This is a genomic window from Streptomyces albireticuli, from assembly GCF_021228125.1.
Taxonomy (GTDB): domain Bacteria; phylum Actinomycetota; class Actinomycetes; order Streptomycetales; family Streptomycetaceae; genus Streptomyces; species Streptomyces albireticuli.
Genome location: NZ_JAJQQS010000010.1, coordinates 120,767 through 134,509, shown reverse-complemented (window position 1 = coordinate 134,509; position 13,743 = coordinate 120,767). Strand labels below are relative to the sequence as shown.

Here is a 13,743-nt window from a genome sequence, read left to right as displayed (position 1 = left end):
GGACCTGAAGGTCAGTGGGTCCGCGCGGGGAGTGGATCGGCGCCGGGGCGGTGCAATGGTCGGCGCGGTGGGAGGTGAAGAACGGGTAGTGGAGGGGACGGGCTTCGCGAGGGCGGCTGAACGGGCCGTTCCATGGGTGCGGCGTGCCGTTGCGGGGCGCGGGTTCGTGGGGTGTCGGCGCCGGGTGGCCGAGGGCAGCCTTCGCGCCCCTGCGGAGCGCTAGGCGTGGTGCGGCTGGGTTACGCGGTCGTTCCGAAGTTCGTGATGTTGTGGCGCTGCCTTGGCGATGGCGCGGGCGGTGATGGCTTTGGAGGCGCGGTCAGAGGCGGCGGCGAGTTCGCCGGCGTCGGGTTCGAGGTACCAGGGGCGCAGGTTGAGCATGGCGGCGCGCATGCCGGTGGCGAAGCACAGGGCGGTGCCCTTGGGGAGGGCGCGGATGGCGTCGGCGGGCAGGATGCGTTCCTGGCGCATGCTGATGCTGGTGGACTTGCCGGACTCGGAGGTGGAGGTGGATTTCGTCTCGACGTCGTGGTCGCCGATCAGTCTGCTCAGTTTGTCGGCGAAGTCCGGGTCGTCGATGCCGGAGCCGATCACCTTGATTGTGGAGGCGGACCACATGGCGTCCATGCCCGCGTCCCCCCAGACCTTCTGGCCCTGCCGGTAGGACTGGAGGATGGTGATCGGGATGATCCCGCGGGAGCCGAGGTGGGAGTACAGGTCCGGAAGATCACTGATCTTGCAGACGTTGGCGGCTTCGTCGAGGATCGCGAGCATCGGCGGGTCCAGGCGTCCGCCGGCGCGTTCGGCCTGGGCGGTGGCGGCCCGCATCACCGAGTCCGCGCACGCGGCGATTAGCGCGCTCGCGCCTCCGCCGCCGTCCTTCGATAGCAGGTAGAGGGTGTCGCGGGAGGTGACGAACTGGGCCGGCCGGAATTCGGGGACGTTCTTCTGTGGGGTGACCCAGGCGGCGATCTCGCTGTTGAGTAGGGCGGCGGCGTACTGGCGGGCGGTTTCGTAGATGCCGTCGCGGGTCTCGGGCGGGCCTTCGACGGTGCCCTTGAGCTGGGCGGCGACGGCGCTGAAGCCGTGGTCGCGCAGGATGTCGAGCGGGGTGCGGTTGGCGGGGAAGGCCAGCCACTGCATCACGTCGGTGATGGGCCGTTCATCGAGGGCCGCGGCTAGGAACAGCTGGCTCAGGATGTTGGATCCGGCCTTGGACCAGAAATCGCCCTGCTGGGAGGCGTCGACGGAGGCTGCGAGGAAGTGCCCGGCGAGCCGCCCTGCGCCGTCGAGGGTTTTCGCGTCGGCGAGCGGGTTCCACCACATCTCCCGCTGCGCGTGGGCGATCTGCTGCGGGTCCATTGACCAGGTTCGGCCCGCCTCGGCCCGGGCGTCGAGGGTGGCGGTGTAGGCGTCGCCGGCGGCCTTGTTGGAGGTGAGCAGGACGGGGCCGGGGGCGCTCAGGATCGAGGGGATGGCGAGGCTGGTGGTCTTGCCGGAACGGGGCGCCATGATGGCGACGGCGACATCCTCGTAGCCCATGCGGACCTCGTGCCGGGTCCCTTGGAGGTTGCCGAGCAGGATGCCGGTGTCCTTCGCCTTGATGGTCTTGGCGTCCTTCAGGCTCGGGCGCAAGGAGCGGGCCTTGGCGGTGATGGCCTTAGGCAGCAGGGCCTCGATGTCCTTCTGCTTGGCCATCCCGGCCACCTTCTTCCGGCCGCTGGCGCCGCCACGGTGTCGCGACCAGAGCACGGCGCTGATGGCGGCGAGGGCGAGCAGGGTGGCGATGGGGACGATGCGCGCACCGATCAGCAGGGACGTTTCGCCGGTGTCGGGCCAGAGGCGTTCGGGGCGGAGGAGGGCTTCGACCGGCTGGTAGTCGGCCCAGGGGCCGGAGTCGGTGAGGTGGGCGGTGATGTTGCCGCCGAGCCAGGCGAGGTTGGACAGGGGGACGGTGATGGCGAGGGCGACGAGCAGGACGCGGAAGGCTATGTCGTAGCCGTCGGTTCCGCTGCCGGAGGGTGCGGGGGTTCTGGGCAAGGGGGCGGTTCCAGGGGGGTGCTGTGGTGGGCCGGCCGTCACCGGGAGCGGCGGGGTGGGGACAGGCGCGGGGATGGCGGGGCCGGTGGTGGGGTGCGCGTGCGGCGGGCGGTGAGTTCCCTGATGCGGTTCTCCAGGGCGAAGGCGGCAGCGGCGGCAGGGACCCGGTGGGTGCTGCTGCGGAAGTGGCGGCGGCCCAGGGCCGGTACCTGGTGCGGGTGGCGGGGCAGGGGCGCCTCGTCGCAGAGCGCGCGGGTGAAGGCCGTGATCAGGTGCGGCGGCGTGCTCCCGGTGAAGTGCGCCTTCCACAGCAGGCCGTAGGCGTCATCGTCGATGGCGACGTCGACGTACCAGCTGTCGGAGTTGCCTTGGGCGAAGTGCTCGACGTGGGCGATGCCGTCGGGCGAGATGAGGCCGTCACGGTGTTCGGCGTCCTCCCATCCGGCGGTGCGTAGCGGCTCGTAGGGGTCGGCTGTACGCGAGGCGGGGGCAGCAGGGCGGGTGAGGGCGTCGGTGACAGCGGCGATCAGTTCCACGGGGGTGCGTGCGCCGAAGGACGCCGACCAGGCCGGCCGAGTGGCGGTGGGGGCGTGCTGGAGGGTCCACCACTGCCGGTCCGGCGAGGGGTCCAGGCGCAGCATGGCCTGCTGGTCGGGGCTGGCCAGGTGGACGCGGGGCATCAACGGGTCGTGCCCGTGGCTCCAGCCGCAGGCCCGGTGGAGCGCGGCGGTGATCCAGGCCGGGTCGCCACCGCCGGCCAGGTAGCGCGGGGCGGATCAGTACCTGGTCGATGTCCTCAGGCGGGTGCGTCACCGGCGGGGCCCGGTCGCCTTGGCGGACGACAGGTGCGCGGCGGGAGTGTGTGACGGGGCGGCGGGTGCCGGCGCGCGCGGCGGGTGGTCCTGCTCGGCGGCGTGGATGTCGAGGAGGGCCTGGCCGTGGAGGGACCACTCGTTGAGGTAGTGCCAGGCTTCGGCGTTGCGCTCGGCGAGTGCATCGTCGTACGCCTCGGTGCCCGGCACCGCCGACGGCGGCAGAGAGTCCTGGGCGGCGAGCCAGTCCCACTGGAGGCGGGCGAGCTGGCCGAGCGCGGTGTCCAGGGCGCCGAGCTGCCAGGCCCACCGGGACTGGATGCGGGACGCGGGCAGCTTGTGCAGCTGGACCTCGGCGGCGGCGACCAGGCCCTTGGCGGAGCGCCGGATACGGTTGAAGGCACGCCAGGTTGCTGCGTCCCGGAGGCCGGCACGCAGCCCGTACGCATTCTCGTCGTGAGGCCAGCCGTCGAGGCCGGTGTGCTGATCGGAGTAGGCGTCCCAGTCCGCCAGGATCTGCTCGCTCTCCTGGATGAAAACGGCGAGCTGCTCAAGATGCGACTGATGGGATGAGGCGGAATTCTTCGTCAAAGGCGGGGGATTTTCCGGGCAGTGAGGTCATTGCGTGTGCGGCACGCGGGTTCTGTCTCGATCGGGCCCCGGCCGCGGTGGCCGGGGCCCGGTTGATTCAGCGGCGGGTCCGGGCACCGCTGCTGGCGGTGGCGTACGGGCCGGTGGGGTTCTTGCTGGGGTGGGTGCTGGCCCAGGAGCTGCGGGCCCAGGTGGCGGCGCGGGCGGCGGTGATGCGGGCCTGCTGCCAGGCGCTGAGCTGGGAGGGCAGCACGGAGACGGAAGTGCTGCGGATGCGTAGGGTGGGCGGGATGTGCCCGCGCGGTCGCATGACCGGCTGCGGGTCGGACAGGGCGGTGGTGAACGCCTGGACCAGGTGCATCGGGGTGGTCGGGGTGAACACCGCGTTCCATGCCGGGCCGTGTTCGGTCTGGGCCGCGGCCCACCAGTACGCCTGTCCCTGACCGTCCTGGTGGAATCGCACGAAGGCGTTGCCGTCCGGGCTCATCGCCGAGACGTGCTGCCCCTGCTCCGTGTGCCACCCGTGTTGCTGGAGTGGTTCCCACACGTTGGGGGCGTGCGCGGACCGGGGCCGGGTGAGGGCGTCGGTGAATCCGGCGACGATCTCGACCGGGACCTGCTTGCCGAGGGTGGCGTGCCAGGCTTCCTGCTGACCGGTCGCGGTGCCCCGGATCGTCCAGCCGCCCGGCTGGGTGTGGGGGTCGTAGCCGATACGGATCGTACGGTCGGGGCTGTCGAAGAGGACCGGGACGCCCGCCTTGGAGGAACGGTCCTGCCAGCCGGAGGCGCGCAGGAACTCCGTGACGTGGCCCAGGTCACCGCCGCCGGCCAGGTGCCTGGGCTCGATGAGGTAGTGCTGCTCGGCCTGCTGGCCGGCCTGCCCCCAGCCGGCCCACTCCTTCTTCTTCACCGGTGCCGCCTTGCCACCAGGGCAGAGGCGACCGGCGTCGGCAGCCGGGCCGTGCTGCTGGCCGCAGTGGGCTGGGCGAGGCGCTGGAAATCCTCGGCATGGTCGCTGAGGTCCGCGCACAGGCCGTTCAGGTCGTTCGCGGCACGGCCCAGGGCCAGCCACACCTCGGGCGGGAAGGAGCCCCGCTCGGTGTGGATCTGGGTGGATCGGGAGCCGGTCTCGACCAGGACGGTGACCTGCCCGAGGACGCCGTCGCCGGCGTCGAGGACGCGGCCGAGGATCTGAGCCGTCTGCGCGGGCGGAGCCTGGGAAAGGTGCTGGGCGAGAAGACCGAGCTGGCGGGCGATGTTGTCAGCGAGAAGTACGGGGTAGGGCGTCGGATCTGGCATGGCGCTCCGGTGATGAGGGGACAGTGGTCAGGGGCGCTGGCCGCGCCGGCGGGATTCGTCGAGAGCCCCGTACGGGCCGGTGGCCAGGGGGATGCCGCGAGTGCTGCTGCCCAGGGCGCAGGCATGCAGGTAGCGGCGGAAGAGGAAAGTCGCCAGGCGGGGCGGCCGGTCCGTGGTGATCGGTGGCGGGGTGGTGCGGTCGCGCTCGGGAATTGCTCGGGCTCCAGGCAGGTGCGGGGTAGGGGCCGGCCCCCGGTTGGGGTGCGGGGCCGGCCGGTGGTCGTCAGGGGCGGCTGCGCGCTGCGGGGGTGGCCGGAGCGGGCGCGGGGGTTCCGGCCGCTGTTGGCGTGGCGCGTTGGGTGCGGAGCTGGGCTACGGCGGTGCGGTAGGTGGCTTCGTCGAAGAGGCCGGGGTGGATGTTGACGCGGTATCCGGCCGCGAGCAGCGTGGGGATGGCACGGGTGGCGACCTTCTTCTGCTCCATCTCCGGCGGGTGGTCGGGGACTTCGTGCCAGACGTAGATCGCCGCGGTGCGACGCTCGAAGCCGAGATGGTCCAGCAGGGCCAGCAGTGGCTCGGCCGGTGCGCTGCCGCTGTCGACGTAGATCGTGTCGTTCAGAGGACGCCGGTGGATTTCGACGTCGTTGCCGGTCTGGTCAGCCAGGCTTCCCAGGGTGCTTCCTCCTGTTCAGCGAAGGGCGTGAGGGCTCCTGCCCGTACGGTGACGGGCGGCCGGGAGAGCGGGCGGCGCGGAGGCGGGGGCTGTCCGCGTGGGCTGGACGGCGGCCTGGTCGCGGATCTTCTCGATGACCCGGGCGTGGCTGGAGAGCCTGCTCGTGGCGTTCATCAGCTGCTCCGCGAGGGCCGGCTTCTGCCCAGCGGCCTCCAGACGATGGGTCCACGGTGCCCAGGTGGCGATGAGGGTCTGGGTGAGGCGGTGCAGCAGGCCGTCGTGGGGTGCGGCGATCTCGGTCAGGACGGCCGCGACCTCACGGTCGTCGCTGGCTTGCCGGGCGCGTTCGGCGAGCTCGTCGAGGTAGCGCAGGGCTGCTTGCCGGTCGCCGCCCGGGGTAGCGAGGGTGTTCAACGAGGGGTCGAGGTGGACGCTGAACCCGGCCAGCAGCAGGCCGTGAGCGGCTGCGGTGGCGCCCTGGCGCTGCTGGTCGACCGGCAGATCATGGGGCTGACGGTGGTACGCGCCGCCCGGGCCGGGCGCGGAGACGAAGCCGCCGAGCGTCTGCAGGATGCCCGCGGCCCTATTGTCCCCGCCCACGGCGACGACGAGCTGGGTGCGCGGATCCCGGGTGATGGTGATGTAGTCCAGGACGGAGAAGCGCGGCTCTTCGTCGGGGGTGGGAGTGCTCACCGGGTGCGGGTGGTCGGCTTGGCGGGTTGCGCGGGTGGCGTGGTCGTGGTCTCCAGAGCGGGTCGGCTGGGTGGGTGGCGCAGGATGACGCCGATGCCGTGGGCGGCCAGCTGGGTCCCGGCGGCGCGTACGGCCTGGGCCTGGAGGGTGGTGTCGTCGCCGGCCAGGACGAACGCCTGCTCGCGCGGGTCGTAGACAAAGCCGTTGTCGTACAGGGCCTTGGCCGCCTGCGGGCTGTCGGGCTTGGCGGCCAGCATGCCGTCGCCGAACCAGGTCATCACCACGCGCTCCGGCTCCCGGGCCGGGGCGGGGGCCGGCGGCCGGGGGTGGGCGGCGTTGTGCTGGACCTGGGCGGCAGCCTTCTCGTACCGCGGCAGCAGGTCGGAGGCGATGTCCTCCGCCGCGCGGAACGGGTCGTCGGGGACGGCAATGCCGTCGGGCTCTTGGACGCCAAGGAATGCTTCCGGCTCGAAGCCGGTTGGGGCGATCGCGCCGACGAGGTACTCGTCCGGATGCCCCGGCCGACCGGTGACGTACAGGCGGGCGCCGTCGTCGCGGGTGAGGACGGCATCGTGTCCGAGGACGTACTCGGCGATGGCGCCGGAGACCAGGTTCATGTCCCACACGTCCTCGGCGACCGGGAACTGGTCGGAGTACTCGGCGTGACGGTGGTACTGGCTGGTCCAGCGACCGGGCAGTTCACCGGCGAGGACTTGGGCGAACGACTCAAGGTCGCGGAGAGTCGTGGGGTCGGGCATGTTCTCCTTGGGTCAGCAGGATGAGGGTTCAGCGTCGGCGTCCGCCGACTGTTGCGGCGGGCGCGGAGGGAACGAGGGGCAGTGGAGGAGGGCAGGCGCATACGGCGGATGCCTCCTGCTCGGCATCCGGAACGTCGCCGTCGCAGGCGGTGCGCTGCGGGTGGGGTGAGTGCCGGTCTGCGAGGTCGTTGCGGATGCCGCGCAGGTCGGAGGCGATGACACCGAGGTGCTCGGTGGCGAGGAAGCGCAGGCGCTGGGCGTAGTGCGGGTCGGCACTTTGGCCGAGGTCCTGGTAGAAGTCCGCGGTGGCGGTGAGGACTTCGTGCAGGGCGTCGAGGATGCCGTCATGGGTGGCGGTCAGTTCCGTCAGCGCGTCGGCGGCGTCCTCGGTGGTCGAGGCATGGCGCATGCGGTCGGCGATGGCCGCCACCTGGGCGCCGAGGGTGAGGTAGTGCGGCTCGCGGTACTCGGTGTCGAAAGCCGCGTCGCAGCTGACGTGGTAGCCGACGGCCTTCAGTCGGGCGACGGCCCGGACGGCGAGCCGGGCCTCCTCGGCCGCATCGAGCCCGGTGGGCAGACGGTGGTAGTGCTCGTGGAGTCGGACGACGGGCACGAAGCCGGTGCGCTCAAGGATGCTGTGCGCCTCTGGATCGCCGCCACGTGCGAGTACTTCGCCGGAGTGCGCGTCGCGCCGCAGGGTCAGCAGACGGTTAGTAAGGGCCAAGAAGGGATCTTTCGGGGAAAGGATTGTCAGCGGGAGCGGTGGACCGGCGCGGCCGGCGATGGCGCCGGAACCTGAGAAGCGGCAGGCGGGCGCCGGGCGGCCCGGTCCAGGCTGGAGGCCGTGGCCTGGAGATCCTGCTGCAGTGCGAACAGACGCCGGGCGGCCCACTCCAGACGCCGGCCCGCCTCATTGCCACGGCCATCGGGAAGGTCCGCGACGTGGTATGCCACCTGTTCAACGAGCCGCCGGACCTCCGCCAGCGGTCCGTTGCTCTCCTCCGCGAGTCGGTGTAGCAGCGTCGCCTGCGCGGCGCCGGCGACCGCGGGATCCTGCACACTTTGCGGACCGTCCGTGGTGCTCCCGGCGACACGGAGTCCAAGGTCGGAGGCGATGCGGCGGGACTCGGACAAAAGGTGCGCGGGTAGCCGGTATGGCTGACGGGCCCGGGTGCCGTCCTCCCGGATGAGGTTGGCCACCAGATGAAGCCAGCGGGGCCCGCTCTGGACAGCGACCCAGCGGCACGCCTGTTTGTCTCCCGGCGGCGTGATCCCAGCGGCGCGGGCGAGTCGGCGGGCGGTCTGCGACCACTCCGCCCGAGTGAGCTCGCGGTCGTCAGGGTGAAGGCGGACGGAGGGGTGAAACACCAACGGCTGCTCTGGCAGCGGGCCTTGAGCGTGTCGGCGGGCAGGGGCCGCGAGGTGCTCTGCCACATCCCTGCTGGTCCAGCGCGGCCGATCACCGTCGGCGGAGAGGCCGGGGGAGTGGACGAGGATGATGTCGTCAGCCAGATTCTCGTCCGGAGCGAGAGCGCCGTCGAAGGCTTCGCCGAGGGCTCCGGTGAAGGATCTGCACGGCCGGTGGACGCGCGCGATCACCGCTGGGGCGAGGTGCCGGACAGCTGGGACAGGTGTGCCCAGTCGTGTGCTGCTGTGTTCAAGGAGCGTTCGCGGACGAGGTCGGCGTGGGCGGCCGTGTCGCCGGGCGGCAGCAGGCCGAGTGCTTGGTCGATGAGGTCCAGGGCCTTGCGGTAGTTGCCCAGGCCGCGTAGGGAGGCGGCCTTGTGGAGGAGGGCGATCGGGTCGGTGCGTCCGGCGAAGGGCGGTAGGTTCAGCAGCTGGAGCATGTGCTCCTCGCGGCCGGGAAGCCGGTGGCCGAGCCACAGCCCGTGAAGCAGCACCTGCAGGGTCTTCGGGTGGCCGTCGGCTTCCGCGAGCACCTTGTCCATCAGTGCCAAGCCGTCCGTGCGGGACTGGCCCAGCAGGGCGAAGGCCCACAGGGCGCGGCTGTAGGCGTCGAGGCTGTGCACGACCGCCGGCGGCATGCGGTGGAAGAGCACCTCGATGCTGGGGCAGCGGAAGTCGTAGCGCAGGCCGGACAGATACAGATGCCGGTACGTACGGGCGGTGACCGGGTCGGGCCCGGGGGAGGTGATCTGCTCGGGCCGCAGCACGAGCAGGGCGCTGCCCCCGGTGGCGCGGGCCTGCCAGGCGACGGCGGCGCACGCCTCGGCGGATTCCTGCCAGGTCGCGTGGAACTCGGTCAGGAGCCCGGCCAGGACGTCCGGCCACGCGTCGCCGGAAGCAGCGGCCGTGGCCGCGGTGGCGCGGACCTGCTCGAGAACAGTGGTGCGTTCGGTCATCGGCCGTGCCGGGCGTCGTCGATGTAGACCAGCTGGTTGAGGGCGGTCACGGTGTACCAGCCGCAGTCGACGATGCCGGTCGCCTCCCGGTACGCGGGCAGCAGGAGCTCCTTCAGGGCGCGGTGGTGGATCAGGCAGTCAGGGCAGCGGCGGGAGAGGTGGACCATGTAGCGGGGGTGGGCGGTGATGTAGGTGCGCTGGCCGCCGTTGGGGTTGCGCAGCCGCCAGCCGTCCTCGTCGGTCGGGGTGTGCCACGAGGGGTGACGACCGTCATGGCGTCGCCCCACAGATCGCCGTCGGCGACGCCCTTGAAGATGACGACCTGCTCGCCGGGGCGGAAGTGCGCGTGGGTGATGTCGCGCTTGGGAGTGAGGCGATCGAGGACCGGTGCCCAGATGGCGGGGATGTGCGGGGGGCGGGGTGCGGCGTCGTCGGGCACAGCGGTGAGTTCCTTCTACGAACGGCACAGGGTGGCGGTGGGGAGGATTCAATGGTCTGGAGGATCCCCGGTTTCGCTAACCGGGGATCACCGGGTATAAGCCCGCGCCTCTACCGGAACGGGTTTTCCGTGCCGCGGTCGTCGTCGGTGGCCGCATCCAGGAGTTCGGGCAGATCCAGAGCCTCGGCATCCCGCTGGTCGATCCACCACCCGGCGCGCGTGACGGTGCGGACCTTCTCCTCCAGCTCGGCCCAGTCCGCCTCATCCCAAGAACCTTCGGAGACCAGGGCGGTGTAGGCGGCACTCACCAGCTGATGGCGCGAGCGCTCACCCCAGTCCAGAGCCTTGGCAGGGCCGTCCAGCGGAGGCATCTGGAACTGCTGGGCCCACGCGGCGGCAGCTTGCTGCTCCTCGGCGCGCTTGGCGGCGAGCCACTCCTCCTTGCCGGTACCGTCGCCCTCCCGGGCGGCCTTCCAGCAGTCGGTGCAGTCCTTTCCGGCGAGCCAGCGGGCGAGGCCGGCGCGCTTGTCCGCCGGGCGGTTCGACAGATCGTGATCCACGCTGTGTCCACAACGGTGGTCAATGTTCCAGGTCTTTCGGACAGTCATGTAGGGGTCTCCTTGGTGAGAGAAGGTCAGGGACGGGCGGCGTGGACGGGAACACGCCGGTGTCGGCCGCGGCGGACTGCGCTGGGCAGGGCGATCTTGCGCCGGGCGCCGACGAGCACGGCGAGGCAGGTGACGGCACCAGCCGCCGGGAGCGCCGAGCAGCTGAAGGGCTGCGTCGCCAGGGCGCCGGCCAGGGCGGTCCCGGCGGCCTGGCCGGTACCGATCGAGGCGATCAACCAGGCGTACGCCTCGGTCGTGGTGCCGACCGGGGCAAGACCGTTCACGGTCAGGAAGGCGCTGGTGATTAGCGCGGTGAGGAACAGGCCCGGCAGCGCGGTGAAGGCGGTCGCCGCGATGGGCCCGGAGCCGGTCATCAGCGGCAGCCACCCGGCCGCGAAAGCCGCGGCGGCGATGGTGAGCTGGGTGGTGACGCAGCCGGGCCAGGTCCGCCGGCCGTAGAGGAGCCCGCCGACGAGGCTTCCCGTGGACAGTGCGGCGGGGATCAGCCCGGACAGCAGGCCCACCTCGTACCGGTCGGCCATGGCCACGGCCCACACGTTCATGGCGCCCAGCGCGAAGCCGGCGCCGGTCAGGGCGACAAAGAGCAGCAGCAGGCCGCGGTGCCGCAGCGGACCGAACGCCCCGGACCCGGGAACGGGTACGGGCGTCCAGTTCCGTGACGGCGACGCGGTCAGGACGATGACCGCACCGATCAGGCCGAGCACCGCAGTGACGGTCATCGCGGCGCCCGGGCCGGTGACAGCGACGAGGGCAGCCACCAGCGGGGGTCCGGCGACGTAGATCAGCCCTTGGGTGCCGGTGTCCAGGGCCAGGGCGGCGCGTTGCCGTTCCGGGTCGGGCAGCACGTGCGGCCACAGCGCCCGCAGGCTGGCTTCCAACGGCGGGGTGCTCAGCCCGGCGAGCGCGACGAGGCCGGCCGCGACGCCGGGCTGCGCGGCGGCGTCGATCACGGGCAGGAGCACGAGACACATGCTGGTGAGGATCACGGCCGTCGAGGTGGCCAGGGTCTGGCCGCGCCGGTCGACCATCCGGCCCAGGAGCGGCTGCCCGACGGCAGACGCCAGACCGTACAGGGCACATAGCGAACCGCCCAGCGACAGGGATCCGCCCTGGTCCGTGACCAGGAGGAGGATGGCGACAGGGGCCATGCCGTTGGGCAGGCGCCCGACCAGGGTGCCCAGAAGGAGGCGAGCGACGTGCGGGTGGGCCAGCACCGGGCGGGAGCCGGGTGGCTCGGTCGGGCGGTTGTTCGTGGTCAACGCGTGGTGCTTTCCGTGGTTGCGGTGGGCGCGTCGCCGAGCGGTGCCGGCGGTGCTGTGGGGCGGAGCGGTAGGACGCCGGCTCTGGGGGCGGGGCGCCGAGGGGGTGTCGGCGATCAGCGGCGGTGGCCCCTGCTGGCGTTCGAGGGCGGTGGCTGAGCGGTCATCGCCGTCTTGGTGCGACGGGCAGCAGCCGGACGCAAGCTCGGGTCGAGATCGACCTGGTATCGGGCGGCAGTGAGCATGTCGGCGGCCCAGCTGGCGCGTTCGTTTTCCCACATGCGGCCCATGTCGAATGGCAACCGGGCCCAGGAGTCACCCAAGGTTGGCCAGGACACGAACCCGGCGTGGGTCAGGATGCCGACGGCGAACGCGTCCAGGACACCCTCGACTTCCACTTCACCGCCGGGCCCGCGGACGATGCTGATCGGATCGCTGCTCATGCTCACCCGCTCCGTCCGGGACCCGCGGACCGCACCATTCCGACGGTCGGAGCGTACGAGGGCTGAGGCGGGATCGGCCGAGCGCCGGGAGAAGTGCCAGAGGCCGGGGGCCGCTGGGACGAATGTGTGGCGGCGGCCTGTGCGATCCGGCTGCGACGGCCCGTCAGGCCGTGGCGTGCCGCGCGCCGGGGAGGGCCCGGGGTGAGGGCGGGGTCGAGGGTGTAATCGGCTTGGACTCCATACTCGTGCCGACGCAGGTCCTGCACGGCCTGACGGGCCCGGCGCTGCCCATCCTGTTCCGGATTGGACAGCCGGTACAGGCCAGAGCCGCCGGGGACCGGTTCGAACTGCTCCCGCGTCAGGAACCAATCAGCCAGGTGTGCGGGCATGTTCGCGGTGGCGGTAGCGGCGAAGCCGTGGCGGGGGTGGGTGCCGAAGTGGAAGTGCTCAGGCAGGAGCGAAACCTTTCTGCGCGAGATCAACGCCGGGCGGGCACCGCGCCGGGGGGTGCTGGCAGGGCAGGTGGGAGGGCGGCGACGGTGTGGCTACGTACGGGCCCGGCGCTGGGGGAGGCGGGAGCGGCGGCGCCCGCTTGGCGCAGGAGCGCGTCGCCGTCGGCGAGCCATGTCTCGATCACCGGCTGCATCCGGGCGTCCCGCTCAGCCTTGACATCGGCGTCGGACTCGCGGGGCGGCGTTCTCGACGTGGCACGCAGCCCCTCGAGCCGAGCGTTCCACTCCGAGAGGATCTCCTGTCCGCGGCCCAGGGCGCCCTGGAGGCGGTCGAGCGCGGCGGTGTCCTGCGGCCATGCGGAATCAGCGGGCCGGCAGCGCTCCAGCACGGCCGGGGCGTGGAGCAGGACATCCCGGAATTCGAACCAGGAGAGACCGACGAACGCCTCTTCGGCTCCGGGAAGACCCTCGGGTGCCAGAGGACTTCCGTCGCTGTAGCGGCCGGACTCCTTGATCGCCTCCCACGTTTGGCCTTCCTCACGGATCCGGCCCAGGGCGGAGGCGACGGCGGCGGTGCGCCGGGTGTGCACGGCCTGGTGGTAGGCGGGCAGGAAGCGGTGGCTGATCGCGTGGGCGGAAGGCTGTGCCGCGCCGGGTACGACGATGCTGCTCGGTGCGTGCGGTTCGTCGTAGTTGTCGTCGAATCCGTCCGGTGCGAACGCGCCGACGACGTAGTCATGGTGGTGACCGGGGCGTTCGGTGAGCAGCAGGTTGATTCCGGTGCCGTCGGTGAGCACTGCGGCGTAGGGAATCCGGGTGGTCTGGATGGCCTGGGAGAGTTCTCCGGCATCCCACAGCCACGGCACGAGATCCTCCTGCCACACGGGGTGGCTGTAGACATCGACCGTCACGCTCCACTCACCGGGCAGATGCCCGGCGATGCCCTCGGCGACGTCACGGATGTAGGACCGGCCGGTGATCTTCACGATGCTCCGGTGTCGGTCAGCGATACGAAGAAGGCTGATCAACGTGGCCTGGGCGACCTGCGGATCCCCAAGGGCCAGGACATATGTGCCGTCCTTGCGTCGCTGGAAGCCGCTGGCCTCCAGCGCGGTCTGAGCCCAGGCGTATTTCTCGCCATTGGCGGCGGCGACGATGCCGACGCTTCGACTGAAGAAGAGGGTGATCTGCGCGGGGGCGCTCGTGGAAGTCATAGGCTCCTGGCGGTGCGGAGTGAGCGCTGGGCTCTACGCCGCGGTGAGGTCGGGGACGGCAAGGGCGGTTCGAAGGCT

The 13,743-nt window shown here is 71.6% G+C and carries 15 protein-coding genes and 1 pseudogene; all 16 read right to left on the bottom strand.

Going from position 1 to position 13,743, the window contains the following annotated elements:
- Nucleotides 1–219 precede the first annotated feature (219 nt).
- On the bottom strand, nucleotides 220–2,040 hold the full coding sequence (locus LUZ64_RS19730) for a type IV secretory system conjugative DNA transfer family protein (protein ID WP_095581708.1): 1,821 nt from the start codon (nucleotides 2,038–2,040) through the stop codon (nucleotides 220–222).
- A gap of 38 nt (nucleotides 2,041–2,078) precedes the next feature.
- Nucleotides 2,079–2,720: an SPDY domain-containing protein gene (locus LUZ64_RS19725; RefSeq protein ID WP_232398635.1), complete on the bottom strand. Its 642-nt coding sequence runs from the start codon at nucleotides 2,718–2,720 to the stop codon at nucleotides 2,079–2,081.
- A gap of 129 nt (nucleotides 2,721–2,849) precedes the next feature.
- Entirely contained in the window at nucleotides 2,850–3,443 is a 594-nt protein-coding gene (locus LUZ64_RS19720; RefSeq protein WP_095582052.1) for a hypothetical protein, read from the bottom strand.
- Nucleotides 3,444–3,540: 97 nt separating this feature from the next.
- Nucleotides 3,541–4,353 carry an SPDY domain-containing protein gene (locus LUZ64_RS19715; protein WP_095582051.1) on the bottom strand — a complete coding sequence of 271 codons (813 nt, stop codon included), beginning with the start codon at nucleotides 4,351–4,353 and terminating at the stop codon, nucleotides 3,541–3,543.
- Complete coding sequence (locus LUZ64_RS19710) at nucleotides 4,350–4,742, bottom strand: hypothetical protein (RefSeq protein ID WP_095582050.1); 393 nt, start codon at nucleotides 4,740–4,742, stop codon at nucleotides 4,350–4,352. The genes LUZ64_RS19715 and LUZ64_RS19710 overlap by 4 nt, the downstream gene beginning before the upstream one ends.
- A 283-nt stretch (nucleotides 4,743–5,025) precedes the next feature.
- A complete protein-coding gene (locus LUZ64_RS19705; RefSeq protein WP_095582049.1) occupies nucleotides 5,026–5,226 on the bottom strand; it encodes a hypothetical protein in 201 nt (66 codons plus the stop codon).
- 204 nt (nucleotides 5,227–5,430) lie between these two features.
- The gene (locus LUZ64_RS19700) at nucleotides 5,431–6,108 is read right to left on the bottom strand and encodes a hypothetical protein (RefSeq protein ID WP_211305055.1); all 678 of its coding nucleotides are present in this window, start codon (nucleotides 6,106–6,108) and stop codon (nucleotides 5,431–5,433) included.
- Nucleotides 6,105–6,866: a hypothetical protein gene (locus tag LUZ64_RS19695; RefSeq protein ID WP_232398633.1), complete on the bottom strand. Its 762-nt coding sequence runs from the start codon at nucleotides 6,864–6,866 to the stop codon at nucleotides 6,105–6,107. The genes LUZ64_RS19700 and LUZ64_RS19695 overlap by 4 nt, the downstream gene beginning before the upstream one ends.
- 28 nt (nucleotides 6,867–6,894) lie before the next feature.
- Nucleotides 6,895–7,590, bottom strand: a complete 696-nt coding sequence (locus tag LUZ64_RS19690) for a hypothetical protein (RefSeq protein ID WP_095584691.1) — start codon at nucleotides 7,588–7,590, stop codon at nucleotides 6,895–6,897.
- A 26-nt stretch (nucleotides 7,591–7,616) separates the two neighbouring features.
- The gene (locus tag LUZ64_RS19685; protein ID WP_143593448.1) at nucleotides 7,617–8,066 is read right to left on the bottom strand and encodes a hypothetical protein; all 450 of its coding nucleotides are present in this window, start codon (nucleotides 8,064–8,066) and stop codon (nucleotides 7,617–7,619) included.
- A gap of 395 nt (nucleotides 8,067–8,461) precedes the next feature.
- Nucleotides 8,462–9,229, bottom strand: coding sequence for a hypothetical protein (locus tag LUZ64_RS37200; RefSeq protein WP_095584693.1), 768 nt, complete (start codon nucleotides 9,227–9,229; stop codon nucleotides 8,462–8,464).
- Nucleotides 9,226–9,668: pseudogene (locus LUZ64_RS19675) on the bottom strand (hypothetical protein). The gene LUZ64_RS37200 and the pseudogene LUZ64_RS19675 overlap by 4 nt, the downstream one beginning before the upstream one ends.
- A gap of 110 nt (nucleotides 9,669–9,778) precedes the next feature.
- A complete protein-coding gene (locus tag LUZ64_RS19670) occupies nucleotides 9,779–10,276 on the bottom strand; it encodes a hypothetical protein (RefSeq protein ID WP_211305173.1) in 498 nt (165 codons plus the stop codon).
- A 26-nt stretch (nucleotides 10,277–10,302) separates the two neighbouring features.
- Nucleotides 10,303–11,556, bottom strand: a complete 1,254-nt coding sequence (locus tag LUZ64_RS19665; RefSeq protein ID WP_095584695.1) for an MFS transporter — start codon at nucleotides 11,554–11,556, stop codon at nucleotides 10,303–10,305.
- A 116-nt stretch (nucleotides 11,557–11,672) separates the two neighbouring features.
- Complete coding sequence (locus tag LUZ64_RS19660) at nucleotides 11,673–11,999, bottom strand: hypothetical protein (protein WP_095584696.1); 327 nt, start codon at nucleotides 11,997–11,999, stop codon at nucleotides 11,673–11,675.
- 478 nt (nucleotides 12,000–12,477) lie between these two features.
- Nucleotides 12,478–13,665, bottom strand: a complete 1,188-nt coding sequence (locus LUZ64_RS19650; protein WP_095584697.1) for a hypothetical protein — start codon at nucleotides 13,663–13,665, stop codon at nucleotides 12,478–12,480.
- Nucleotides 13,666–13,743 lie beyond the last annotated feature (78 nt).